The organism is Selenomonas ruminantium AC2024, from assembly GCF_000687995.1.
In the GTDB taxonomy this organism is placed as follows: Bacteria; Bacillota; Negativicutes; order Selenomonadales; family Selenomonadaceae; genus Selenomonas_A; species Selenomonas_A ruminantium_B.
In genome coordinates this window covers 1660036-1686847 of sequence record NZ_JIAC01000001.1, presented here as the reverse complement: position 1 = coordinate 1686847, position 26812 = coordinate 1660036, and the positions used below count along the sequence as shown (strand labels likewise).

The 26812-nt window shown below is 40.3% G+C and carries 22 protein-coding genes and 1 pseudogene; all 23 read right to left on the bottom strand.

Annotation, left to right across the window (positions count from 1 at the left end):
• Positions 1–145: 145 nt before the first annotated feature.
• The 23 genes and pseudogenes from priA to wbaP all read right to left on the bottom strand — a co-directional run bounded on the left by priA (position 146) and on the right by wbaP (position 26621).
• Positions 146–2581, bottom strand: a complete 2436-nt coding sequence (gene priA, locus P157_RS0107935; protein ID WP_026760527.1) for a primosomal protein N' — start codon at positions 2579–2581, stop codon at positions 146–148.
• A gap of 150 nt (positions 2582–2731) precedes the next feature.
• The gene (gene galE / locus P157_RS0107930; RefSeq protein ID WP_026760526.1) at positions 2732–3721 is read right to left on the bottom strand and encodes a UDP-glucose 4-epimerase GalE; all 990 of its coding nucleotides are present in this window, start codon (positions 3719–3721) and stop codon (positions 2732–2734) included.
• Positions 3722–3793: 72 nt separating this feature from the next.
• A complete protein-coding gene (gene galU, locus P157_RS0107925; RefSeq protein ID WP_026760525.1) occupies positions 3794–4672 on the bottom strand; it encodes a UTP--glucose-1-phosphate uridylyltransferase GalU in 879 nt (292 codons plus the stop codon).
• An 8-nt stretch (positions 4673–4680) separates the two neighbouring features.
• Positions 4681–5772 carry a UDP-galactopyranose mutase gene (gene glf / locus P157_RS0107920; RefSeq protein WP_026760524.1) on the bottom strand — a complete coding sequence of 364 codons (1092 nt, stop codon included), beginning with the start codon at positions 5770–5772 and terminating at the stop codon, positions 4681–4683.
• The gene (locus tag P157_RS0107915) at positions 5765–7315 is read right to left on the bottom strand and encodes a hypothetical protein (protein ID WP_026760523.1); all 1551 of its coding nucleotides are present in this window, start codon (positions 7313–7315) and stop codon (positions 5765–5767) included. The genes glf and P157_RS0107915 overlap by 8 nt, the downstream gene beginning before the upstream one ends.
• A 49-nt stretch (positions 7316–7364) precedes the next feature.
• On the bottom strand, positions 7365–7784 hold the full coding sequence (locus P157_RS0107910; protein ID WP_026760522.1) for a GtrA family protein: 420 nt from the start codon (positions 7782–7784) through the stop codon (positions 7365–7367).
• A gap of 95 nt (positions 7785–7879) precedes the next feature.
• A complete protein-coding gene (locus P157_RS0107905; protein ID WP_026760521.1) occupies positions 7880–8995 on the bottom strand; it encodes an acyltransferase in 1116 nt (371 codons plus the stop codon).
• A gap of 11 nt (positions 8996–9006) precedes the next feature.
• On the bottom strand, positions 9007–9567 hold the full coding sequence (locus tag P157_RS0107900; protein WP_037368233.1) for an HAD family hydrolase: 561 nt from the start codon (positions 9565–9567) through the stop codon (positions 9007–9009).
• The gene (locus P157_RS0107895) at positions 9564–11480 is read right to left on the bottom strand and encodes a lysylphosphatidylglycerol synthase transmembrane domain-containing protein (RefSeq protein WP_037368231.1); all 1917 of its coding nucleotides are present in this window, start codon (positions 11478–11480) and stop codon (positions 9564–9566) included. The genes P157_RS0107900 and P157_RS0107895 overlap by 4 nt, the downstream gene beginning before the upstream one ends.
• Positions 11480–12223: a glycosyltransferase family 2 protein gene (locus P157_RS0107890; protein WP_026760518.1), complete on the bottom strand. Its 744-nt coding sequence runs from the start codon at positions 12221–12223 to the stop codon at positions 11480–11482. Before P157_RS0107890 ends, P157_RS0107895 begins: the two co-directional genes overlap by 1 nt.
• A gap of 9 nt (positions 12224–12232) precedes the next feature.
• Entirely contained in the window at positions 12233–13249 is a 1017-nt protein-coding gene (locus tag P157_RS0107885; protein ID WP_026760517.1) for an NAD-dependent epimerase/dehydratase family protein, read from the bottom strand.
• A gap of 3 nt (positions 13250–13252) precedes the next feature.
• The gene (locus tag P157_RS0107880; RefSeq protein WP_026760516.1) at positions 13253–14050 is read right to left on the bottom strand and encodes a glycosyltransferase family 2 protein; all 798 of its coding nucleotides are present in this window, start codon (positions 14048–14050) and stop codon (positions 13253–13255) included.
• 156 nt (positions 14051–14206) lie between these two features.
• Positions 14207–14404, bottom strand: a complete 198-nt coding sequence (locus P157_RS0107870; RefSeq protein WP_026760515.1) for a hypothetical protein — start codon at positions 14402–14404, stop codon at positions 14207–14209.
• A 19-nt stretch (positions 14405–14423) separates the two neighbouring features.
• Positions 14424–14996, bottom strand: coding sequence for a hypothetical protein (locus P157_RS0107865; RefSeq protein ID WP_026760514.1), 573 nt, complete (start codon positions 14994–14996; stop codon positions 14424–14426).
• Positions 14997–15045: 49 nt separating this feature from the next.
• Positions 15046–15319: pseudogene (locus P157_RS0107860) on the bottom strand (sugar phosphate nucleotidyltransferase); the annotation flags it as partial.
• A 66-nt stretch (positions 15320–15385) separates the two neighbouring features.
• Complete coding sequence (locus P157_RS0107855; RefSeq protein WP_026760512.1) at positions 15386–16345, bottom strand: class I SAM-dependent methyltransferase; 960 nt, start codon at positions 16343–16345, stop codon at positions 15386–15388.
• 41 nt (positions 16346–16386) lie between these two features.
• Positions 16387–19497: an HAD-IA family hydrolase gene (locus tag P157_RS0107850; protein WP_026760511.1), complete on the bottom strand. Its 3111-nt coding sequence runs from the start codon at positions 19495–19497 to the stop codon at positions 16387–16389.
• A 27-nt stretch (positions 19498–19524) separates the two neighbouring features.
• Positions 19525–21036 (bottom strand): glycosyltransferase, encoded by a 1512-nt coding sequence (locus P157_RS0107845; RefSeq protein WP_026760510.1) that lies wholly within the window; start codon positions 21034–21036, stop codon positions 19525–19527.
• 4 nt (positions 21037–21040) lie between these two features.
• Entirely contained in the window at positions 21041–22861 is a 1821-nt protein-coding gene (locus P157_RS0107840) for a glycosyltransferase (protein ID WP_196243109.1), read from the bottom strand.
• Between the two features lie 22 nt (positions 22862–22883).
• A complete protein-coding gene (locus tag P157_RS0107835) occupies positions 22884–23618 on the bottom strand; it encodes an ABC transporter ATP-binding protein (protein ID WP_026760508.1) in 735 nt (244 codons plus the stop codon).
• An 11-nt stretch (positions 23619–23629) separates the two neighbouring features.
• Complete coding sequence (locus tag P157_RS0107830; RefSeq protein WP_037368662.1) at positions 23630–24397, bottom strand: ABC transporter permease; 768 nt, start codon at positions 24395–24397, stop codon at positions 23630–23632.
• A 10-nt stretch (positions 24398–24407) separates the two neighbouring features.
• Complete coding sequence (locus tag P157_RS0107825) at positions 24408–25175, bottom strand: DUF4422 domain-containing protein (protein WP_026760506.1); 768 nt, start codon at positions 25173–25175, stop codon at positions 24408–24410.
• A 15-nt stretch (positions 25176–25190) separates the two neighbouring features.
• Positions 25191–26621: an undecaprenyl-phosphate galactose phosphotransferase WbaP gene (wbaP, locus tag P157_RS0107820; RefSeq protein WP_051598547.1), complete on the bottom strand. Its 1431-nt coding sequence runs from the start codon at positions 26619–26621 to the stop codon at positions 25191–25193.
• Between the last annotated feature and the right edge of the window lie 191 nt (positions 26622–26812).

Here is a 26812-nt window from a genome sequence, read left to right as displayed (position 1 = left end):
GCTATATTTATGCAGAGCCATTAGGAACGCCTCGACTACTCTTGGGCCCAGACGGATGACGCAAAGAGACGCGTCAGTGCATTACAGCACTGGCGCGTCTCTTTGTATAATCCCCGAAAATTATATACCGTATTCCCTTCCCAACTCACAGCATGGCAATCGGGTCAATGTCAATCGCTACATCCGCCCGCAAGTGCAGATTCTGTTCCCGCAGGAAGGCCTGCACGACTGGCAAATCGGTTGTCTTAATCAGCACGACAAAGCGGTAGATACCGCGTAATCTGGCGATTACCGCCGGGGACGGGCCAATAATCTGCTGGCCCTTTATGCCGTCGAAGTGTTCGTTAAAATCCGTTACTAATCCTTTGGCATTGCCCTTGGCGGTATTTTCATCTTCGTGTTGGAACAACAGTTTGACCAAGCGGCTAAAGGGCGGATAAAACAAGCCCTGCCGCATTTTCATTTCTTGCTCGTAAAAGCCCTCGTAATCCTGGGCAATGCCGCAGGTCACGGCATAATGTTCCGGATTGTATGTCTGAATCACCACTCTGCCCTGATGTTCATGGCGCCCTGCCCGTCCTGCCGTCTGGGTAATCAGCATAAAGCAGCGCTCTGCCGCGCGGAAGTCCGGCAAGTTCAGACTGGAATCAGCACTGATAATGCCCACCGCCGTCACATCGGGAATATCGTGTCCCTTGGCCACCATCTGCGTGCCCAAGAGGATATCGTATTGTTTATCGCGGAACTTCTGCAGAATCTCCTGATGAGCAAATTTCGTATTGGTCGTGTCCCTGTCCATGCGAATAACGCGGGCTGAGGGCACAATCTGATGAAGTTCCTGTTCCAGCTTCTCCGTGCCGGAGCCGAAGTATTTGATATAGCGGCTGCTGCATTTCGGGCAGACATCGGGTACCGGCTCCGTCACATCGCAGTGATGGCAGGACAGTTTGCCGTTCTTATGATAGACCAAGGGCAGGCCACAGAGCTTACACTTGATGACTTCCCCGCAGGAACGGCACATGACAAAAGTCGAAAATCCCCGCCGATTCAGCATGATGATAATCTGCTGCCCCTTGCCCATAGTCTGTTCAATCAACAGCTGCAAGGGACGAGAGAGAATATGACGGTTTCCCATTCTGAGTTCCTGCCGCATATCCACGCATTGCACCACAGGCAAAGGCATATCGCCAATGCGCTTAGGCATGGTCAGCAGTGTCAGCTCGCCCTGTTGGGTGCGGTAATAGCTTTCCAGTGAAGGTGTAGCACTGCCCAACAGCAGTACCGCCTGATGGATTTTTGCCAGTTCCTCTGCCACGACCTTGGCATGATAACGGGGCGATTCGTCCTGCTTATAGGACATATCCTGCTCCTCGTCCATGATAATCAGGCCGATATTATCCAGCGGCGTAAAGAGCGCTGACCGGGCACCGATAACGATACCAGCTTCTCCGCGGCGTACCCGCACCACTGCATCATTGCGCTCGGACAGGGACAGGCGGCTGTGCATTACTACAATGTCATCCGGGAAATACGCCTTAAAGGCCAGCACCACCTGACCAGTCAAGGCGATTTCCGGCACCAGCACCACTACCTGACGCCCCAAGGCCCGAGCCTTTTTAGCCATTTCGATATAGACCTGCGTCTTACCACTGCCCGTAACCCCCTTGAGCAGGAAACCGTGATGTTTCGCTTCGTTGAGGAACGGCGTCATAGCATCAATGGCCTTATTCTGGTCAATGGTCAAATTTATTTGCGGTTGACATGTCAATTCCGTATCTTTGTAACTGTCCCTGAGTACCCGCCGCTGATGGATTTGGATAAGCCCGGCTTCGGCCAAATTATGGATGGTAGCAGTTGTAATCTTCTGTTCCTTTAACGCGGCAAAAGCCATCTGTCCCTGCTCCGCTGCCGACAGCATCTCCAGCAAATGCTGCTGGGCCTTCTTGCGCTTGAACTCCGCTAGCAGTTCCGGCGTAACCTCGGCAATCAGCTGGGCAAATTTTTCATAGCGGGCTTTTTCCCGCTTGCCTGCCTGATATTCCTTAGAGAGAATTCCATACTGGCAGAGCTTATCCAAAATCTGGGGCAAATCCGTTTTATAGTCCGACAGAGCCTTGCCGATTTCCCCGCGGCTCAAGCCTTCACTAGCTGACAGGCAGTCATAAACAGCCCGGTACGCAGGCATGGCGAGCAGTAGATGATTTGCCTGTTCCGGCACCGATTGATAGATGACCGTTATCTTGATGCCGCTTTTCCCGGGCATAAAGAGCCGCATCATCTCTGCCAGTGAGCACAGGTAAAAATCCGCGAGCCATTGCGCAGCCTGCAGCATTTTGGGCGAAAACCACGGCTCCTCGTCCACGGCTGCTTCAATGGGTTTGAGTTTGCCGGCCATATTCCCGAGCTCTGCTGCTGTTTTTTCCGCCACAGACACAATAAAGCCTTCCACCTTGCGCCCGCCAAAGGGCACAAAAACGCGCCAGCCTGCTTCCAGATAGGAAAGCTCGGCTGGCACGCTGTAGGTATACGCCTTAGCTATGCTCTTTACGGGAATATTGACAAAGACATTGGCTGTCAGCATGGATTCAAAACCACCATTCGTGAAGTATTCCTTATAACCTTAACATTTTTCCTTCATATAGGCAAGATTCTAGCCCTAACGCCTCAAACAAAGATTATGCGCGAATCGTTGCTAACAAATCCTCCGTTTTCCCGTACCAATTCTTCTGAATTATTTTTCGTATCCATTAGGATGTTTCTGATGCCAGATCCAGGCAGTGCCAATAACCTGTTTTACATCCGTATAGCGAGGCTTCCAACCCAAGATTTTTCTTGCTTTGTCGCTGGAAGCAATCAACTGGGCAGGATCACCTGCCCGGCGCTGGCCCATTTCCACCTTGATGTCGCGACCAGTGGTTTCCTTAGCTGCTTCAATCATCTCCTTTACGGAGAATCCCTGACCATTGCCCAAGTTGAAGATATTGCTTTCCCCATCCCGACGCAGGTATTCCAGCGCAAGCACATGAGCATCAGCCAAATCAATTACATGAATGTAATCCCGCAGGCAGGTGCCATCAGGAGTAGCGTAATCATCACCAAAAACGGTAATATGGTCACGTTTCCCCAAAGGAACCTGCAATATCAACGGAATGAGATGGGTTTCCGGGTGATGATCCTCCCCAATAGAACCATCATCCAGTGCCCCGGCAGCATTGAAATAGCGCAAGGAGACATAACGAATCCCATCAGCTTGGCTCACCCACTTCATCATCTTTTCCATGGTGAGCTTGCTTTCTCCATAAGTATTGGTGGGACAGGTTTCATCATCCTCCATGATGGGAATCTTCTTGGGCTCTCCGTACACAGCCGCCGTAGAGGAAAAGACGATTTTATCCACCTGATGGCGAACCATGGCCTCTAACAGCACTTGCATACCGTAAACGTTGTTGTTGAAGTATTTCAGCGGCTTTTCCATACTTTCCCCCACCAGGGAATTGGCCGCAAAATGAATCACCGCTTCGATCTTATTTTCCGCAAAAATCTGGTCCAATACGCAAGCATCACGGATATCGCCTTCATAAAACTTTGCCTGAGGATGCAAGGCATCCCGATGACCAGTCTGGAGGTTATCCACAATGACCACATCTTCCCCCTTGGCCACTAATTGATGAACAGCATGGGAACCAATATAACCAGCTCCACCGCAAACGAGAATCGACATAATGCAGCACTCCTTTTATCTTCCAGGCTAACCGACCTGCACACTCATTGCCATTCCAAGCGGGCAATTACCTTAAATTTTATCATTTAGTAAACCTCGAAGATATTCCCGAAAATCATTTCCCAAATCATTTCTTCGCAATCCATATTCAACAGTTGCCTTCAAAAATCCCAATTTGTCTCCAACATCATAGCGAATGCCTTCGAAATCATACGCATATACAGGCTCAATAGACGCCAAGGTACATAATGCATCTGTTAATTGTATTTCCCCCCCTCTCCCTGCGGGAGTCTTCTCAAGAATTTCAAATATAGCGGGTGAAATAACATAACGCCCCAATACAGCCATATTACTGGGAGCTTCCTCTCTTTTAGGCTTCTCTATCATACTATTTACTTTTAGTAATTTTGAACTGCTTACTTCTATACCATCTACTATCCCATAAGAAGATACTCTGTCCATAGAGACCTTTTGACAGCCCAATACCGTTCCGCCATATCGTTCATACACATCTATAAGCTGCTTCAATGCTGGTTTTTGAGGATTATACACCACATCATCCCCCAGCAGGACTGCAAAAGGTTCATCTCCCATAAAAGATTTCGCATAGAGAATGGCATCTCCAAGCCCCTTCATACTTTTCTGCCTGATGTAATGGATATTGATATCTGCTGTCTCTCTAACAATTTCCAATAATTCCAGCTTATGTTTTTTCTCAAGTTCAATTTCGAGTGCCGGTGATGAATCAAAATGGTCTTCGATAGCACGTTTTGCATGACCGCTAATGATTAAAATATCTTCGATACCACTTTCCAAAGCTTCTTCAACGATATACTGAATTGTGGGCTTATCTACAATGGGCAACATTTCCTTAGGTGTCGCTTTGGTCGCCGGTAAAAAACGTGTACCATATCCAGCTGCAGGTATAACAGCTTTTCTAACCTTTTTAATTCCCACTTTTACAACTCCCTTGCCGCGCATTCCAGTGCACTTTTTATTACATCATCCATGTCATAGTATTTATATTCAGCCAGTCGGCCGCCAAAGATGACATTCTTTTCCTGCTGAGCCAGTTCCGCATATTTTTGATACAGACTTTGATTTTTTTCGTTATTTACAGGGTAGTATGCTTCCTCTCCCGGCTTCCAATCAGCTGGATACTCTCTGGTAACATAAGTCACAGGCTGAGTTCCGAACTCGAAATGCTTATGTTCTATCACACGAGTATAGGGAATATCATGTTCTGTATAATTCATAACAGCCACGCCCTGATGATTAACTTCCTCCAAGCGCTCGGTCTCAAACTTCAAGCCCCGATATTCCAATTGTCCCAATTTGTAATCAAAATAAGCATCTACAGGACCTGTATAGATAATTTTCTTGGCCAAACCATCCAATTCAGCACGAGACATGTTGTAATCAACACCAGTACGCACTTCAATCCCTTCCAACAATCCCTCAATGAGTTTGTTATAGCCACCAATGGGGATACCCTGATAGCGGTCATTGAAGTAATTATTATCGAAGGTATAACGCACTGGTAAACGCTTGATAATAAATGCTGGCAGCTCTGTACAGCTACGTCCCCACTGTTTTTCCGTATATCCTTTAATCAGTTTCGTATAGATATCCGTCCCCACAAGGGAAATAGCCTGTTCTTCCAGATTATGGGGCTCACCTTTAATTGCAGTACGCTGCTGCGCAATCTTATCAGCAGCTTCGTGTGGAGTCACTACTCCCCAAAGCTTCGTGAATGTATTCATATTGAACGGAAGATTGTAAAGTTCACCTTTGTAGTTTGCCACAGGAGAGTTCACATACTGATTAAACTCCACAAACTGATTTACGTATTCCCATACATTCTTATAAGAAGTATGGAAAATATGGGCACCATATTTATGAATATTTATCCCCTCTTTTTCCTCACAATAAATATTGCCACCCACATGCTCACGACGTTCCACAACCAGAACAGATTTGCCCTTCAGCGCTGCCTCATGTGCAAATACAGAGCCAAATAATCCACTACCAACAATTAGATAATCATACATTAGAGAATCCTCCTGTCTTTTTTATTTCATAAATCTTTACAGCAATTGTAACAAAGAAAAAAGTCGAAACTAAACAAACTGATAAATAATACATAAGATACGGTGCACTTGCAGTTATAAATACGATAGGAATCTTAATTAATACCATACATAACAAAGCAACTAGGAGCCATTGTTTCTTCTTAAACAGTATAATCAAAGCCATTAATCCCATCATAAAAGGAATTAAGGTATTCCAAGTAAGGACTGCCAAAACGCCTCTTCCTCTTATTGTTTTTAAGGTTGATGTCCTTAGCTTATCATTCCATGGCGTTCTCAAAGGTGCTTTTATCAATTTATTCCAATTTTCATCATTTCGTATATCCCATTCAATATTAATCCTTTGTGCAATTCTACCGTCTTTCCCTGGCAGTCCAATTGAGTCAATGAAAACTTTTCCCATAGATTTAAGTGTTACAACCGGATATTTTAGAGCAAGCTTTTTATACCCATCTACGAAAGCATAAAAATCTTCTTTATTATATCCGTCACGGATGCCACCATCCCAAAAAATCCGTTCTCCCGAAAGATCGCGATGCTGGTCAACATATTCCAAGTTGAATACTCTTCCCACTAGGTTAACCTCAACCTCATCGCCATTATCCAACGCTTTCATGGTTAGTTTACTTGCAGGTTCAACCATTGCTGTCAGGGCATAGCGATTATATCCGTTAGTCCCTTGCGGATCATTCAGCTTATTATTATAGGAATTACTTAGCAATGTCCCTACTATAATAACCACTGATGCAAGCATAAATATTCTTACAGACAATCCCCCTTTTCTACTTACAAATAGAAGTATTTTGGGAATGAACAATATGTATAAAATAGCTTCAGTTCTCCACGATGCTACAATAATTCCAGTAAGGCAAAGTGCCAATATCTGCGTATTAGATACAGATTTGCTTTTGTATAAATCAAGCAATTGCATAACCAACCCAAGTTCTAAATAGCTATACAACCCCATCCTAAATCCAGAAAGAATATACGCCAAAAGTGGCGGAGCTAACATTGGAAGTACTAAAATATAATAATTCTTTATTGAATATATCCTAGCAACAGTTGCTACACAATATCCACTGATAAGTGCTGCAAGCAATAACTGAAAGAAAATCACACCTGCCGGAAAAGGCAACGTTTTTAAATATATGACGTAAAACGAATTGGTCAAATAATGTTGCCAAGGGAAAAGACGATAGTACTGTGCTTCACTCAAGCAGAATATAGAATCCCATTCCCAATTTCCAGGCCAGGTAAGCAATAACAACACTAAGCCTATCGACATATATATTATCGATATTTTTATATTGATTTTATAATATATATCATTTTTATGAACATACAAGTGATGTATGTACTCAAATATTAACCAAATAAATAATAACTGCAATACATCAAACACTAATGCAATCTCATTCCACTCTAAAAAAAACATTTCTGAGACTCCAGTTAAGTGAGTAATTGCCCAAACAATTAGTGCTACTATAAATGGAGGTATTTTCATACCATCAAGAAACTCCTTTCATAACCATTACTATATGTTGTGACTATAATTACATTTTTTCACTTAAAATCTTCATAAAGACAAAATTTGCCATCATTGTAATAGGTGTCACCGCACACTTGCAGACCAATTTCAATCCAGCTTCAGATAAAATATCTATCTGGATTGAATTCAGTCCGTCATATACATGCTGTATCAAAAACGAAGCTACTATCACCAAAACTGCCTGATAAATGACATATACCAGATATTTTTGCCAAATCTTCATTTCTCCATCATGCTGCACAAAGATATATCGCGTAGCCATAAGAAAAACAAATGTTATGGCAGGCAATGAGCTGAGCATATTGGCATATGCCACAGGTATGCCCACATATATGCCAAGCAGTGAGAACACACCGAAATCTATGCACCAGCCAATACCAGAAATGACAGTAAAGTATGTTCCTTGTCGTATAATACTTTTCATCTTCTCACCTAAAAATAAGCCATTATCATAACTACATTCAGTTTATCCTCTCACAAATTAACATCACGTATTTAATTGTGAATATAGACTTATATTTATACAATTCTTTTTATAACAGGCACATGTTTTAACAAACTAATCATTACAGCAGCAATAAGAAAAACTATTAGCACTGAAGCAAAAATCCCCAAACTACTGTATTTTTCAATCTTCAAAAACTCATCTAATAAAAATGGGATCTTCCACAGCAGTAAAATATGTATCAAATATATGCCAAACACCAATCTCCCTACAAACAATGCCCCCTTTTTTATTTGCCAACACTTCTTAAAGCATAAATATTTAACAGTAACAAAAGCATTAATCGCAGTAATCAAATCAGTTGAGCATAAAAACAATTCATTAGTATTACCAGGATTGAATTTTAAAAAATAATGTTCACAAAGACCACTAATTATAAACATACATGCATTTATTATCCATAAGCACAGTAAGTGTTGCTTAGAAATATCTTCTATGTTAATTTTTTTGTCAACATAAAAACCCACCAATGGATACAAGACATTAGCTGCCACAAGCCAGTGTGGTTTCAATTCTCCGTAAACAGGTATAGTAAATGTTTCCATTATCGGCATAACAAACGTAAGCAATAGACCTATAGCCATGATTAGATGAAATTCTTGCTTGTTAATATTTTTACCAATTTTTCTTAACAGAGGCAATGTACACAAAAAAGCGATATAGGCATACAAATACCACAAATGCCAATAGGGCATACTAACAATTCTTTTTATCCAATCTGAGATTAATTCCCAATTTACACTTTGTGCATCAGCGCCATAATATATTATCGACCAAAAGAATAAGACTATAAAAATTTTACGCACTCTAAAGAAACATTTCCGTATAGAATCATCTTTCCCAATCAAATTCGCGCCAGATATCATAAAAAAAATAGGAACTCCGGCTTTGCATGCAGTAGACACAAAAACATCCCATATCCATCCTAATGTATTTGGATCTGCAAAAGCTCTAGAAAAACCTCTTTCATTAGTATGATTAAAAATAACCATAAGTACTGCTATAATTCTTAAAGCTTCTATATGCTCTGCTCTGCTCTGCTCTGCTCTGCTCTGCTCTGCTCTGCTCTGCTGAGAAGCGTTTTCTGCTATTACTTCTTTGTCAACACCAATCTTCAATTTAAATTTCAACCTCTCATCACCTAGAACTTATCCACCACCAATACTGCAGCCCCTGCTGCCTCAGCGGCTTGGATTCCTACGACTGAATCTTCAAAAATAATTGTATCCATTTGACTAATACCGAAATGTTTCATTGCCTGCAAATAACCTTCCGGATCGGGCTTCATTTTCGTTACGTCTTCATGGGTGAATACAGCATCAAACAGCTTTTCTCTGCCAAAGGCTTGCAGTATGTCTAAGCAGTTCTGACGCGAAGCTGTCGTGACCACTGCAAGATAAGCCCTTTCTTTCATGGCTTCTGCCAGCATGAAAAGACTGCTGTTTTCTCTTGCCTTCTCCAGAAAGGTAGCATATAACATTTTCTTACGAGCATGTATCCTGCTGAAATCTTCCCGTCTCACACCGTATTGTGGCAGGAATTCTGTATAGTGCTTGCCATTGCTATGCTTGCAGAAATCATCATGATCCAATGTGTAACCCAACTCCTGCATTGCCGCTGCATAGGCATGGTAGTTGACTTCCTTTGTATCGTACAGTGTTCCGTCAAGGTCAAATAGCAGAAGTTTTTCTTTCTTGTTCATGTATCGTATTCCTCGCATATATCTTTCAGAAGCATCAGGAGCCCTGCGTAGAACATTGGTGCTCTGTCAGTGTCCTTCCTAATTTTGTAGGGCAGCAGACGAAGCCAATGCACTATCTCATGATAAAGAATACTTCGCAGTCCCACTCTTCCATAGCGCTGCTGGAGGAAATCCATATAACGCTTTAGGAGGTTTGCATAGGCCTGGGATTTGGTATACTGGAAGTTGATACGATTACCATCAACATGGACATGACGGGTTTTCATCATAAATTCATAACTGCCATGGAGGGACTGCAGAAGTTTACCATAGTCAAGATAAGGGGAGTTGTGGAGATTGCCTGTATTAGGGTCGATGATGTAGAAGTCATCCTCGGCCATGTTTTTGTGGCAACAGATGATATTCTCGATGGTCATATCCCCGTGGATGTCTGCATAGGTATCTTCGGCAAAAACCTTGCGCAAGTATTCTTTGGTCAGGAAGCGTGCATAATATGACAGGTTGTGGTAGGACTGCCCATTGATTACAATTTCATCGTAAGCTGTCAGCTTACGCAATACTTCCGCTCCTGTGATGATGTCAAGGTTCTTCATAACCTTGCTATCTAAGTACTGGTCAAGCAGACTCTGATTCTCTGGCTTGCTGGCTGTTGGGTGATAAAGTTTTTCATCCAGACAGACCAGCACTTTTTCGAGCAAGTGCCAAGCTTTTTCCGTGGGTACGGAATGCACATAGTCAAACAAGCTTACTGCTGAGCTGTCATAAGGCATATCGTAGAAGCAATAGCCATCTTCGTAGCCTTTTTGCATAATGGCGGGCAAGGGAAGCTGCTGCTGATGGGCTTCCAACCATTCTATCTGTTCTTCCAGTTTGTCTCCGTCTGCACCAAAGGCATATTTGCGAAAGAAAGTATGCTCACCGTCAGTACACAACATGGTGGTCGCATTGGAGCCAGCAGAATAATCCCTTATGATGCTAATATCCCGATTGATACGCAGATAAAGAGACACATACTGCCTGTTATTATGAGCAAAATAGAGATCGAGAAAAGAAAGCTGATCCTCTTCACGCATCTGAGGCAGGATGTTCAGATAGTTGTCTGGTTCCTGATATATCTGATCGTATATACGTCCAGCTTTTTTTGGTAGCCAGGAGAGCACTGCCAAAGCCACCAAAGGTACACAAGTAAAGCCTGCTAGCAATTCCAAGGATATTATGCCTATATTGAATGAAGATTTCTCCAGCATGCCAGTAGCAAATACACTGTAAAGCACCTCTTCGAGCTTTACATTTGCCCCCCCCAGGTGTACACTATAAACCAATAGTGTATAGCCGGACAAATATGCGCCCCACATTGCTAATGTAAGAAACAACAACTTCCATCTGTTCAACGTCTTATACATATCCTTGAAAGACGAAACTGCAGACCAGGAAGCAAGCAAAAGTTTCAACCGTATAGATTCGTTGAAGATTCCTGCCAGATACCAAAGCACACGCTTGGGCCAATAACTGTACTTAATCAAGACAACTGACAGCAGGAACAAGGCCACTGATACTCCTGCATATGTCAAAGCAGCTCCCTGCCATGAGGCTGATACCACCATGCCTGAAGCAAGAGAAACTATAAAGATCAGCCCTACTGCCAGTATGTCCAAATACCGCTCCACGATAACAGTTGCCAAAGAAAATGCTATGCCGTTCTTCATTTTTCTCCCGGCGTAGATAACACGGAAAAGATCACCTATATGGAAAGGCACGAAGAAATTAACAAAGAATCCCCCTGCCACAGCTCTTAGTAAGACTCTCACCCGAGGCTTCTCATATACCTCTATGAACTGCTCCCACCTCAACACCCTAATCAAATGCCCCAGAAGCAGCATACTGGCTGCCAAAACAAAATAATTCCAGTCCATCACCTAAACTCCTCAAACTTCTTTGCATCTTTTGCCTCCAGATACTCTTCCGGAGTACCGAAGGGAATGTGCATATCACACTGAAAAGCCTTGATTGTCTGACCAGCTGCCGCCATCTCGTTATACACGCCACTAACAAAGTATTCTTCGTAGGAACAGTTATCCAGATATTTTTCCGTGGCTTGACGAAAAATATCTACATTCCTGAAGTAGTAAGCCCCGCAGATAGCATCATGGCTGATGACCTGCTTCTCTACTGTGCGGATGACATTCCCTGCCTCATCAAAAGCCACATAGCTAAACTTTGGGTCATCCGATGCAAAAGTCAGCAGTGCGCCGTCCAATTTGGTAAATTCTCCCTTGTCACAGAAATCATAGAAATTGCGGCACTTGAAAATATGGTCACAGTCATTGAAAAGTATTGGCTGGGTATTTGCGATAGTCTTAGTCCCTTCCAGACAGGTCAGCACTGCTCCGTTCAAGACATCCGGCAACACTACCAGTTCCGCTTGTGGATAATACTCATGTATGACTTTATCTATAGCAAAATTATCTATATGCTCCTGCAGAACAACAAAGGTCAGACTGCTGAGATTTACGAACTTTGCAATTGACTGCGTCGCCCAGTAGAAAAAAGGCTTACCCTGAATCTCTATCAGAGGTTTGGGCTGGTCATAGCCCATTTTCCCAAAACGAGAACCACGTCCACCCATAGGCATAATCAAATTAATTCCATTCTCCATATCTGTACCTCACGAAAGCCTGCTCAAGAGTTCAAATTCATTTTCGATAACACGTTTTAATCCCTCACGAATATCCACTTTAGGGCTCCAGCCATATTTTGACTTGGCATATGAATTATCCGAAAGAGTATATTTATTAATCTCGTGATTTAATATCTCCTCACGAATTTTATATACACCAGAGAACAACTGGGGATATTTATCCCAATAATGCAAGTCTGACGCATACTCCGGCGTAATATCCTTATCTACAATTTCACAAGCTATTTTATAGAGCTCATTTACTGAGTAGTTCTGATTAGCAGAAACATTCACGCAATCAAAGCCTTCTGTTTCTCTCACACGAATTGCCAGGTCAATCAAATCATCTACATATATATAGTCACGCCTCTGACTACCATCAGAATGAAAAGTCGGTGTACGACCATAGAACAGTTCACGAATCATATAGCCAACCAAAGGAGGCTGTTTGCGCAGGCAATCGATATGCGGTCCATAAACATTTGCAAAACGTAGACAGGTTACATTCATGCCATACGTCTTGCAGAATGATTCAGCAAAACGTTCTGCCGCATACTTTGTATTTGGATAAATAAGCGTGGGCAATTCAAAGGAATCTTCTTTAGTCGGGAAGTTTGTATCATTCTCATACATAGCATTGGTGCTTGCCTGAATCACTTTCTTTACACCATAAATACGGGCATTCTCCAGAACATTCACCAACCCAATGACATTTACCTCTATAGCCTCCTGCGGGTTAGACTGACAATCTGGGAGCGGCGCTATTCCTGCGATGTTATAAACATAATCTATATCGCCATTTCGCATCAATGCTGCTATGCCTTCACGATTCCTGACATCCATTCGTATTATTTCAGGATTGAAATCATGTTCAGGGAAAATCAGATTATCCTCTTTGCCATAAGAAAAATCATCTATTAAAACCAGTTCATTACCGTCTTTCCAAAAACGGTATGCCATCTGAGAGCCAATAAAACCAGCCGCACCTGTAATCATAATTTTCATTTCTTACTTCTCCCCTCTGCAATATACGATTTCCGAATCATAAGAGTCTATTTTCTTGCTACGCATATCGCTCATAAAAAATTGTTTTGCATTTAACAAGTATTCTTTAAGAATATGCAAATTAAACAGGCCAAAATTCCACAGTTTCAAATTTGATACCTGATCATCTTCACGCCAAGTAATTGGAAAAAATTTCAACTTCATCTTGCTGTAACACATGAGCAGAAGCAAGCAATTGTTAAAACCAAGACTATCTGGTAGCTTTTCATATTGCTCTTTACGCATGGCTGACATAGAAAACATATTTATTCCTGAGCCTAAATCATATATTCTTTTACGCGTTACTAAAGAATATAAAATATTGAATCCAATATTCCCCCACTTTCTCAAAAATGAGTATCCATGCAACTTTGCCCCTGACATAAAGCGAGCACCAAGCAATGCATCATAGTTTTTATAAATCCTATCTTCAATTATGGGTATAATATCTTTTATAGAAGCTTGATCATCACCATGCAGGACGAGCACATAATCATAACCATGCTCTATGGCATAATTAAATGCCACCTTATGGCTGCCACCTAGATTATAATTCTCTTTATTAGTCATAACAGTGATTGGTATATGGGGATGGCTAGTAGAGTAATTTATTGCAACGCTTTCCGTATCGTCTGTACTAAGGTTATTGACTACAACAATTTCTTCTATATAACGAAGTATATTTTCATCAAATTGGCCTAGTACACGTGGCAATTGCTTTTCACAATTATACGCGGGAATAAACACAATAATCTTCGACACAAATCAAGCCCCCTCATCCTATTCTCACGATCATTATTTTATAAAATTTAATATCTACATTCTCGATACTCTTGTCCTCAGGAAGTCCTATCACCTTTAACTGTTCAGTAGTATTTAAACACCAAACTGTACTAAGTCCTATTTGCATAACAATCATCACTTTTTATCATTATCTCTATGGTTTCTAGTTGCAGTGACTTTTCGCAAGCCGCTTACATCCATCCCCTCCGTTATGGTACGTAGCTTCTTTGAATCTGCATGCGCCCTGCTAAGAATTGCTTTATACTGTTCATCTTTGTTATTATTTTGATTCTTGTTCTGATTCTGATTAGTATTATTAACGCTGTCTGACATGACTATACCTCCCCTGAGCTCAAAGCCCTCCTAAACGCACAGTAATAAAAAACAAAGCCATACATATCACAGCTCGCATCAACCAGATACATGCATCAGAAAAGGACTTAGCCTTTTTATCGTTGAGTCGACTATTTGCATCTATCGCATCATTATACTTAGCTAAAGCGTATAATGAAAAACCGATTTTATCACGTGGGCATTCAAATAAGTCTTTTTCAAATAAAATGCCGTCAATACGATTATATTTTTTTAAATCCAACACGTTCAATATGTTATATATTGAACGAATCAACATAAAAACCAATGTTGAATAAAATAACACTGCAGAAATAGATAACAAATAAGCATAGACAGATATGTTTGTATCTAACGGCGAAAAAACCACTTTAAACGGAATCCATTTTACGTTTACATTAAACAGAAAAAACAACAAAGGTGTAACACATAATACCAGCAACATATTTGACTTGCTGTCAATAACTTTTGCCCTATCATTCTCTATCTCATATTCCTTAACCACGATATCGTATAAAATCAAAGCTGATTCTAATGAATCGGGATCCGTATTCTCTGTATCACCGTCCTTCATTATCACTCTCACCTCACTTCATCGCTTTATAAATCATAGTTTAAATGCACTTTATTACTTCCAGCAGTTCGTTATCTTGCTTTCTTCTCAGCTCCATTTCCAAAGCAGGTGCCGAATCAATGTAATCTTCAATTGCCCTCTTGGCATGGCCAATTATAATCAAAATATCTTCTATACCACTGGCCAAAACCTCTTCAACAATATAATGAATCGTTGGCTTATCTAACATAGGAAGCATTTTCTTCGGTGTAACTTTCGTAGCTAGAAGAAACCGTATTCCGTATCTTACCTGCCGGTATTACAGTTTTTCTTATCTTTCCCATCTTATCCCTACTATCAGACATGAGTTAAATCCCTTTTGTTACCAAATACATCCTATAAATTTGTTTTTAGGAAATAATTTTTTTTACTATCCACAGGACAAATTTTCCAAAGAAATTATATGCAAGTTTTCTTTTGATTTTATCGTACTTACTTGCAATTGGATCAATTAACTCACGCAGAGTTATAACTTCTTGCTTCAGTTCATTCACCTTTATCTTTAGTTTCTCAACCTCTTTAGTACGCATTTCTATCTCTAGACAATGTTCCTTGGAAAACATCTCCCATATTTTCTCTGCAGAAAGAGTTTCTTCTTTCACTGGAAAATGCTTAGGCATCATAACACGTGATTCATCTTTTGTCGCATATGCCACAGCCAGCACATTAAGTGACAAGATTTCATCACGACTAAATTCAGCCTGATAAAGAGCATTCCAAAAGCTTCGCATCAAAGCAATCTGTCTGTTATACGGAGGATCTTGCTCTCTTATGCTTATTTGCTCGAATCCGGCATTTGTTAATACAAAACCCAGAGAAACATCTGTAAAAGAGCAGAAGTGAGTATAATCCTGATATAGCATCACCTCTGCCACCGGCGATGCTGCGTTTGGAACTTGGACCACCAAAAATCCAGCAGGAGACAAATGGGATTTAAGTTTTCTTAAAAAAGATACCTGTTTATCCTTAGGAATATGCTCTAATACATCAAACATATAAATGACGTCTAAATTGTCCGGCAATTCATCTATACATTGTGTTACATCACCCTGATAAATATTTGCAAAACTCTGTTTCGCATAATTGGCTAAATCCTCATCTACTTCAATACCAAAAAGATTATTATATCCCATATTTTTAAGGGTTAATAACAATCTACCATCAGCACACCCTATATCCAAAATCTTAGCGTCTCTAGATGCAGGCAACAGTTCGTGTCTTTTCATCACCTGTTCCCAGTTTTCCATGTCTTGTCTTATTGACTCATCTGTATGTTTGTGCCAAAGAGACAGTTGTGAATCATATTTCATAATTTCCCCTCATAATATCCGCATGTAATAAAAAAATCTTATTATTTACAGATTCTACGATATACCAATCTCACTGATTTATATAAACTTTTTATCACAGATAATATCCTTGGATACTCTCTCATCTCTTGCTTTACCACAGTCTTCAGATAATCTCTATTTATAAAATAAAGACATATCTTTCTCTGCCAATCTTTTTTTAACCATGGCAAAGTCAAGTCATACATAAAACCAGAAGTTTTAGGTGTTACATTCTCTATTTGTTTATTCCAGTGATCCAATGTACTGAACGCTCTTCCCACCCCCATGTCATCCTCAAAAGGTATGCCGGCAAACATTTGCCTGTCTGTAAGTTTAGCCATCGCTTGAAGGTACTCCAAAGGCAAGCTCGTATCTTCTCTCTGACAATGTAAATGATATATATCCTCTTTGAAAATCCTCACCATATCATACACATAGCGCAAAGCGGAATTTTGAATACATGTCATCACATATCTTTCAATATAACTAGGATTATAGTCTTTAAATTCCAGTTCCACACTTCCATCATCATTTATATTAATAAATTTGCAGGATGGCTCCATTTTACTGATAAATAATTCTCGCAAAATACCAGTAACGCCTGGTGAATACGAGTAAAAACAATTGACTTTCATTTTGTTCTTTTCAGCACGAAGTAAAGGCAAATCATTGTTAATGTGAATGTAATGTGGCGTAATTTTAAAACCAAAAGTGTTCTTTAAAATAGATTCAATTCGACAACTGTAGCCAACATCAAAGGTTGCTACATTTCCAACGAAATACTTTTCTAACGCCTTGCCAACTTTTTCATGATAGGATCTAGCTATATTCTCATCAAAAAGATAGTTACCAAATTTTTCTAAGAATTTATAGAAGTCCTGTGCAGATGAAAACCGTTGTTCCCCATCTATATTCATCTTACTCATGAGTGACTTTCGTGCCTCATATATATCAGGTTTCATAACTGGCTTTAATAATTTAAATATTTTTTCTGGAGTTTGCGCGTAAATAATGATATTTTTTTCAAGACTAAACAAATCTTGACGCTTATGTAACTGCAAAGGTAGTATAGTCGATCGCGTAAGATGTAAATAACCTGGCGAAAGATTATTTTTATACACATACTCAATAATTTCGTAAGCCTTCATAGGTAAATAACCGTCTCTAGCCATGAAATTAATCTGAGAATATTTATTATCTCGTACAGACTGATGCAACCAATTGCCTAACGCAAACAAATGCATTCCCAATGCATAATACCCAAAGAATTTGGGGTCAGCATTAAAATCTGTATCTGGATGAACTACTAAGTATGGATTATCAAAGATATCATTGGCAGCCTGTGACAGCATAGTTCGCAAGCCAAAATACCAATGATACTGCCCTCCACACCGCAGACAAAAAGGTTCCTCATATACTTTTTTGAAGCCCTCTCCACCATACCATCCAGGATATACATCTGCGAAACGCTCTACAGCTTTAGGAAAATGGTATGAGTGCAGGCCAGCCTTACGTGCCTGCTCCACGTCAGAATCATAATTATCCCCCATATGTAATATACGCTCAGGTTTTACATTTATAGTTTTGCAAACTTTTGCATACAAAGTACCTCTAGCCTTGGTTAAATGCACTCTACTCGATACAAATATATGTGAATAGCCAGAATACCCACAGCTAGTTAAGATTTTTTCTATCACTTCTTGAGGCAAATACATATCTGAGACAATAATAACCTTCTTGCCAAGCGCTAATGCAAAATCAAAAATTTCTTTTGCATATTTCCTAGGTTGACAATATTTGATTTCAAGATCTATCTCATACTGCTTAATTTTCTTAATTATTTCATCGGAGACTCCAAGATAGTTCTGTACCACCTCATATATTTCATCAAGTGTTATTTCTTCATCCGCTGGATTATTTAGCCATTTCTTGTCTCTAGCTACACTTTCTGCCTCGACACGTATTGTCATAAAATCCGCGGTATCAGCTATTTCCAATAACTGGTTCACATAAATCCCAAGCAAGTAAAAAAGATCTTTAGGTTCCCAAAAAGGACGATACACAAGTGTATCAAAAACATCAAAACTGACAACATCAATGGTCTCTGACCTTATCTGCTGCTTTAAAATTTCTTGAGGAATATCTTTTTGACGTGTTTCAATAGAATAAAAATATTTATCTGACGCTGATATATCCCCTAACGGCACATCATATCCATCCTGCAAAAAAGCCAGCAACTCATTCTTTTCTTTTATTTCCAGATTAGAGTTGCTCACCTGTTCCTTCCATATTCTAAGAAGTAAATTCTCCCAAGATTTAATGCTTTTCAATTCATTATCAGCATGTAACTTATCATCGAATACTGATGTCAAAAGTCCAAATACATGTTTTACATCAGAAATATTTTTCCTGTATTTATCAATCTTCCCATCCAAAGCTGTGGAGCTTTGATTAGATTGCAAGTAATAAACGAAGTCTCCGTGAATATTTGATACATGATTGGCAAAGTGCCATAGAATAGATGAATATACAACATCTTCACACATGATAAGATGTTTTTTTTGCATCTCAAAATAAGGGACACAAATTTCCCATAAATCACGCCTATAGACTTTATTCCAAACTACATGAAGTGAGAAATCTCTGCCTGCTTGTTCAAAAAATAATTTTGCCGCATCTTCCCCATTCATATCTATATCTATAGTGCGTGTATGTGAAAGATTATAATAGCCATAAGGACTTTCTTCACCTTCATATTCCAGGTAAATTTCTCCAAAAGTAATATCGGAGCCAGTCTCTTCAGCCCGTTCTATTAATCGTCTGTAAAAATCTACTGAAACATGATCATCACTGTCCAAGAAAGCAATATATTTCCCTTTTGCATATTTTGCTCCTGTCAATCGAGCATGATAAAGGCCCTTATTTTCATCATGCTGCACCAACTGAACTCTTCCATCGTTGCCAATATATCTTTTAGTAACAGCTGCAACGTTATCCGGAGATTTATCATCCACTACTATCACTTGCAGATTCTGATATGAACATCCCAAAACACTATCCAAGCACTTGGGCAATGTATGCTCTGTCCCATAAGCGGGTATGACTATTGATAACAACGGCATATCTTTCATTTAATCCACATCCTATTTAATTAATTTTCATTTCAACCCAAGGTAATTTCGCCAAAATATTTGATTAGATAATTTTTCTTGACGAAATCCAATGTATTTTTGATGTAGCGCATTATATTTAAAGAACTGTTGAAATATAATCTTAATTGTGGTCATTAATGAACAAATCATACTTTTATCAGAATGATAATTGTTCACTTTAGCAAGTTTTACATCAGCACCTATTCTCGCAATTTCTTCGAAACCGCCACTATAGTCACGTAATGCCAGTTCAAAATTCTTCACGCCGACACTATCCAGACAAATAATACGACGAAACAGCCGTGCAAAGGCCGAGGCTATAAACGTCCAACGATTACACTCTTCAGCATAATGATTCAAAATCATCATATTCCTGTCGTTAAAGCAGTTAATAGTCGGATTTATTTTTTTTGCTGCGACCTCATGCCATACGCCAACACCGTTCATATGCATTATTTCCTGATGATTGCGTATGCTATACTCCATATCATCCCCTTTGATAAAAAGAGGCAGGGGGTAGCCATTTTTCTTTACTACCTCCATAGGAATGCAACAGAACCACCAGGCAGCATATGTATTGGACTTTTTGGGAAAATGTTCATTATCATATAGTCGACGTTTATCTGTCAGATCAAATTCTCTGCCATTTGATATCATCCTTATACCATTCCAGTAGGCTGTATTTTCGAACTGGCAAGTTGGATTATCAATGCTCAGCATAGCACCACCAAGCATCTGCTGACGCCGTTCTTCCTTGATATGCTGATAAACCTTGTAAACGCGCTCCAATGCAGTCGGTTCAATCACAACGTCATCATCCATCATCAAGATATGCGTATTAACACCTTGATTGACCTGCTCCATCATACCGCGAGTAAATCCACCAGAACCACCAAAATTTCGATTAGGAAAGACTTGAATATTTTCCCCGGATATTCCTTGCAATGATTGCCCATTATCAACAATAGTAACACTAAAGTTTTTATTCTTTTCAATCAGTTGCTTCAATACTGCCAAGTTACGCTTAACATACTTTTCCCGTTTAAAAGTGCAAATATTTATTCCAATTCTAACTGGATAAGTATGTGAAAAGATTCCATAATAGCCGCCGTTTCGCAAACAAGTCTCAAGCTGGACTGCTTTTACCCTGATGCCTATGATTTCTACTCTCTTTTGTTTCAGTACATCAATATCCAGCTCATGCATGAAATATCCCGAGGTTTCCTCAATACTCAACAACAATTCACTTTTCTTTTCAATTGAGTAAATCTCTATTTTGGCTCTACCAGACACTTCCATGTGAACGGCTAATCTTTCCAGGTTGGTATAATCCATCCACTTGCCTAATGAAAAGCAATTAAAGTAAGTCCCAAGATCAAGCGGTTCATCTAGTTCTATCCACACGCCTTCACTTTGAACACAATTACCATTTTTGTAATATAGTTTTTTGTTTTCCTCATCTTGAGAAAAGCAGATATCAAATATCTTTTCCCAGTTTTCTAAAGTACTTTCTTCCATCGCATTATCCTAATTTCAGATACTTATTCCAAAACTTCTCTGATGTCATATATGCAAATGATTCTTTGTATTCATGTCTAAGTTTGGCATATGAACAAATGACTCTAATATTGATGCAAACATATCTCAATACAAGTTTTAGGCATTTAATTCGTGATATCTTTAATATGACGCCAGTATCAAAATTCAAATCACAGCCCAGCACATTCCTGCGACAAAAGAAATGCTTACTGTTGCTCGTGTAGCCATACTCTGCATATCCCTTGTCTTTAAAGATAAAGTTAGGTAACAAATGTCCATTGATGGTTGCAAACCTAAAAAGCTTCTTCAGTCGCCCTTCTGAAACATTGTGCAAATCATTAGTAAAGTCATCCAACATCTTATCATCGTAATCTAATTCTGCAAGAGGCTTAACTTTTGCTTGTTTTTTGCCGTGCTGTTTTAGATCTTCAACGGTATCAACATTTTGAAAAAATTTTGGCCCCTCTAAGAAGCGCTCTATCCCATCAAGTAAAAGTTCTGCTCCACCATAATCATATCTGAAAATTTCCTTTGCAAATCGCCGCAACATAAAAATGATACACTGCTTTAATGAGAAATCCGTATGCATTGCATTAACGACAAGCATGTTTTTGAACATGAAATAATTTTCCATCAGTGTGGAATATTTCCTATCAAACGCCTCATGCCAAACAGAAATACCATTTAAACTCATCCACTTTTTGGGAGAACGAATGGAGTACTCCATATCATCCATACGCACAAAAAATGGATACGGCAGCTTATCCATGCCTAACATTTGCTTAGGCATACAACAATACCACCATGCTCCATAAGTTCCATTGGTATGCTCATATTTCTCATTTAAGATTACATTCTTGTAATGCTTGAGATTTAAATTCCCTTTATAGCTTATTAAACGAGCCCCTTTAAAAGCAGCCAGATTTTCGTGTTGTATATATTTCATATCCAAGCGAAGCATCGCTCCACCGAGGAATGCATCTTTGTAATCGTCCTTAATGATACGAAGCAGATTATAAGTTCGCTCCAGTGCTTCCATCTGTATCAACACATCATCATCCATAAATAATACATGGGTTGCTCTGTTTTCCTTTAACGATTCCATCATCCCTCTGGCAAATCCACCAGAGCCGCCCACATTAAGATTTGGATAGAGCTTTATACTTCCATCTTTAGTCTCAATTTCACCTGATGACAGGGTTTGTCCATTATCCACCACTTTGATATGATAATGTCCCGCTGCATTATATTTATGGTTTTCAAAGAAGCTTTCTTTTAGAAGCTTGATATTGCGCTTAATGAAGGATTCTCTTTTGAAAGTACACATTACCAAATCTATTTCCACAGGACGCAAAACACTTTCATTTATTACATTGGTTCCATAGTGGCCACCGGAGAAAATACTGCTATCTTCTATTGCGACAAGTGAGAAACAAACATTATCACCAGTCGTAATGTTTATAGGTATACGAATTTCTTCCAGATTTTTGTTTATATGTAATTTAGAGTAAATGCAATTTGTTACGACCTTTTTCCTGAACCATGAGGAAGTATAAATTTCTACTTTAAAACTACCTTTAATATTGAGGCAAAGATATAAATTATCCAGATTCGTATATTCAAGCCATTTATTCAAAGAAAATGCATTGAAATATGTAGCGAAATCGCACTTGGCATTTTTTTCAAATAAAAGCTTGTCTTCAAACTGCTGAACGTCACTTCCGCATCTCAAGTACATTAACGTTTCATTATTATTTTTTACGTCAGGCAGAATTATATTCTGTAATACATACTCTTTATTCATTCTTTCTCCATTCCTAGCAGCATCATATTCCATACAGTTGACAAATTCGTTCTGTATCTCCTACTTCCATTGCCTTGCCATGATCAAGCCACAACACTTTATTACAAAGTCTCTTTATCATGTTATTATCATGAGATACCAAAATAATCGTAGTTCCGCTATCTATCATCTTCCGAATACGTACTTCGCATTTTTCTTGAAACTTGTAATCGCCCACCGATAACACTTCATCAACAATAAGTATCTCCGGTCTTATTTCCGTAGCTATAGCAAACCCCAGTCTGGCATACATCCCGCTGGAAAAGTTTTTTACAGGTACATTGACAAAATCTCTTAGCTCAGCAAAATCCAATATGGCATCGAAATGTTCTTCCAAAAAGGCATGACTATACCCCAAGATTGCGCCGTTGAGGAAGATATTCTCCTTGGCCGTGAGTTCTGGGTCAAAGCCCGCCCCCACCTCTATCAGTGGTGCGATGTTTCCTCTGACCGTCACTCTCCCCTGGGTTGGTTTCAGAACACCGGCTATGATTTTGAGCATGGTGGATTTTCCTGCCCCATTGAAGCCTATCAGACCAAAAACATCGCCCTTGTCGATTGTAAATGAGACATCATTCAGGGCAATGAATTCATTATAAAAAAGCTTCCCTTTCAGAAGCTTTACTACGTACTCCTTAAGGGTATCTACTTTTTCTTCCATAAGATTAAATCTCATGGACACATGTTCCACACTGATAATGGGCTCTCCCATATCCATATCCTGCCTCCTCAGATGTATAAAATAAAATGGTTCTGAGCACGACGAAAAATTACTACACCTGCAACCAAGGTAGTAATAGCCATGACCAGGCATAGCAGAGTGTTATCCCAGGAGGGCATTCCACCACTATACAGAACTTCACGAAAACTACGCACAAAATAATACAGAGGATTGTAATCCAAAAGGAACCGATATTCTTGGGGTACTATCTGTTCAGGATAAAAAATAGGCGTAGCATAATTCAGCCCCGTCAGCACAACACCGTAAAGGTGGAACATGTCACGGAAGTAAACCACCCCGGCTGAAAGTATCAGCCCCACTCCCAGGCAAAAAATCAACATTAACAACAGCGGCAGCAGAAAGGTGATGATATGCCAGTCCGGTATCTGCCCTGTATAGACCATCATGATTATGATGGCGGGAATGGTGAACAAAAGGTTCACACAACTGGATACAACTCTCGAAAAAGGAAATAGATACTTAGGCACATAAACCTTCTTGATGAGGGAGCCGTTCTCCAAAATGGACCCCATGGCAAAATTTGTTGACTCGCTGAAAAAAGTAAAGGTCACCTGGCCTATAAGAAGATACAGCACATAGTTTTCCACGTTAAACCTAAACAACGTGGAGAAAACCATAGCCGTGATGATCATCATGAGCAATGGGTTTAGCATACTCCAAACTACTCCCAACACGCTACGCCGGTATTTTTTCTTTATATCACGCATTACTAGCACATACAGTAAATACTTGTACTTATAAAAGGTTTTTAACATTCCTAGCAAATTAACAACTCCTACCTTTAAACTTCCGTAATAAAAATTTGCCGCCTTTTTTTAGCCAATTTTGCGGTTCCATAAATGTGACGCTATTCTCTTTATAAGAAAGCGAATTGGTCTCTAACCATACATCCAGCAACAGTTCACTCAAATATCCATACAAGCGGCGTTGTACGGCATCATATCCTCTGATATCCGTCCGTTTCTCGACTTCAAACAAAACATCAAACAGCCACTGGCAGTATGCATCAAATAAATCTGCACGCATGGTCATCATATTGAACATGTGGGCGCTCGTCCTTTTCATCTGCTGGTCATAGGCCAGCAAGTATTCCGAGCACTGCTCTGCTATCACCTGTCTGGTTATTTGCAAATCCTTTTGATAATGGGCATGGACATAGTGACTTTCGTTGGTTTCTATGTAATATTTTCGGAGCTTTGGCAGCAAAATATCTGCCTGCTGAAAGTTTTGCACAAAGTCTTCCCTCCTAAACACTGCTAATTTCTTATCTTGCCATAAACGTCCTTTTGTAAAATGCCGCCGATAATGTACCAGCCCTTTGTAATCGGCCTGCACATTTTTCCACATCCAGTAAAGGCCAGTCAGCTCACAGAAGCTTTCGTTTTTCTCACTAATGTTATCGCCAGTATTATCCCCTGTATACCCCAGTTCCAAATGCTCATGTAGCGCCTTGCCTACATGCAGAGGCAGATATACATCATCTTCCGGCATCCAGTACTTTTTATGAGTTGCTACTGCTATCTTGATATCCAAACTGTTTCCTTTCTCTCAGTAGGCGCCTTCCTTGCGGATTACGGCTATAAACGTCTTCACCAGATATTTCAAATCCAGCCATACACTCCAATTGCGGACATACCAGGTGTCCATTTCCACCCGTTCTTCATAGGTGGTGTCGCTGCGGCCGCTCGTCTGCCACATACCGGTTATCCCAGGACGAACCATGTAGTATTCCCGAATATTGTCACCGTATTTGCAGACTTCCCCCTGCACTATTGGGCGCGGGCCTACCAGGCTCATTTCTCCTTTTAGCACATTGAACACCTGCGGCAGTTCATCCAGACTGGTTTTCCGCAGGAATGCTCCCAACTTGGTTACCCGCGGGTCATGGGTAAGTTTGAAGTTTTCTGCCCATTCCTTTTGGGCAGCTGGATTTTCAGCCAGGTATTTTTTTAAGGCCTCGTCGGCATTGGATACCATAGTCTGGAATTTATAACAGTCAAATTCTTTGCCATTCCGTCCCACACGGCGATGAGCAAAGAAGATTCTACCTTTATTGTCTATCCCGACCAATATGGCCAGCAGGATAAAAAACGGAGATATCAGAATACAGCCGAAGAAGGTAACCACCATATCAAAGACGAACTTGGTTGTCCTGTTGCTCCAACGGGACAGGTTGTTTTTGCTCTTGATAATGGTCAGCTGTTCGACAAACAACGTACTGATTTCCACACTGCCTAGAGGTGTGCCCACCAGACTCGGGGTAAACAGAATGGTATCGGTTAAATGCTGCACACTGACCAGTAGCTTGCGCATATGCTCTTCGGATAGGCCCGGTGCCGCAATCACAATGGTTCGTACACCTTGCTCCTTGATTACACTCGCCGCATCCTTAAATCCGCCCAATAAGGGGTACTCCTGAGGAAGTTTGTTGGATACGGGATGGTCATCCAATATCCCCACTACTTTGTAGCCATAACAGGGATCGTCTGCAAAAGCTTCCAATAGCCGTTCTGCTGTCCGTCCTGCCCCCACCAGCAAAATCCGTTCCTGCAGGCATTCCAGCTGCAAGACGAATTTCCCGAGCAGATATCTGCCGATGGCAATATATGCCATACTGAACAGCAAAAAACAGCCTGCATAATATCTGGATACTTGCAAGCGATTTCGCATTAAGAAAATTACCAGCATATACATGAGGAATCCGTAGCAAGCACCTTTGAACACATCCCTCGTGACATCCAGCGAAGGACGGTTGAAGCGGTAGCCATCTGCTTGAAACATGACTAGCAATAACAGCAGCGGATAATATACATACTGATATTCCCACGGCATAACCATTGCGCGGCTGGCATCCTCACGAAACATGGCCTGCAGCCATAACGCTGTGTGTTCGGCCGCAATGATGGCCAAATAATCCACAAAAATATGGAGACATACGATTATCTGTCGATTGGTTCCTATATGTATTCCCTGCTTCATCTTTCCCTCTTTATATTTCTTAGTGCATATTTGCAGTATTTTGTATTGTATTTCGCACTTTCTATCCGCATACTTTATTATAATATCACACATGCACATATGTAACAAGTTGCTAACATTATAGTTTTGCACTTATTTTTATAATTTATTATATAACTAATCATTACTTGCGTACAAAAAAAGACTGCGTA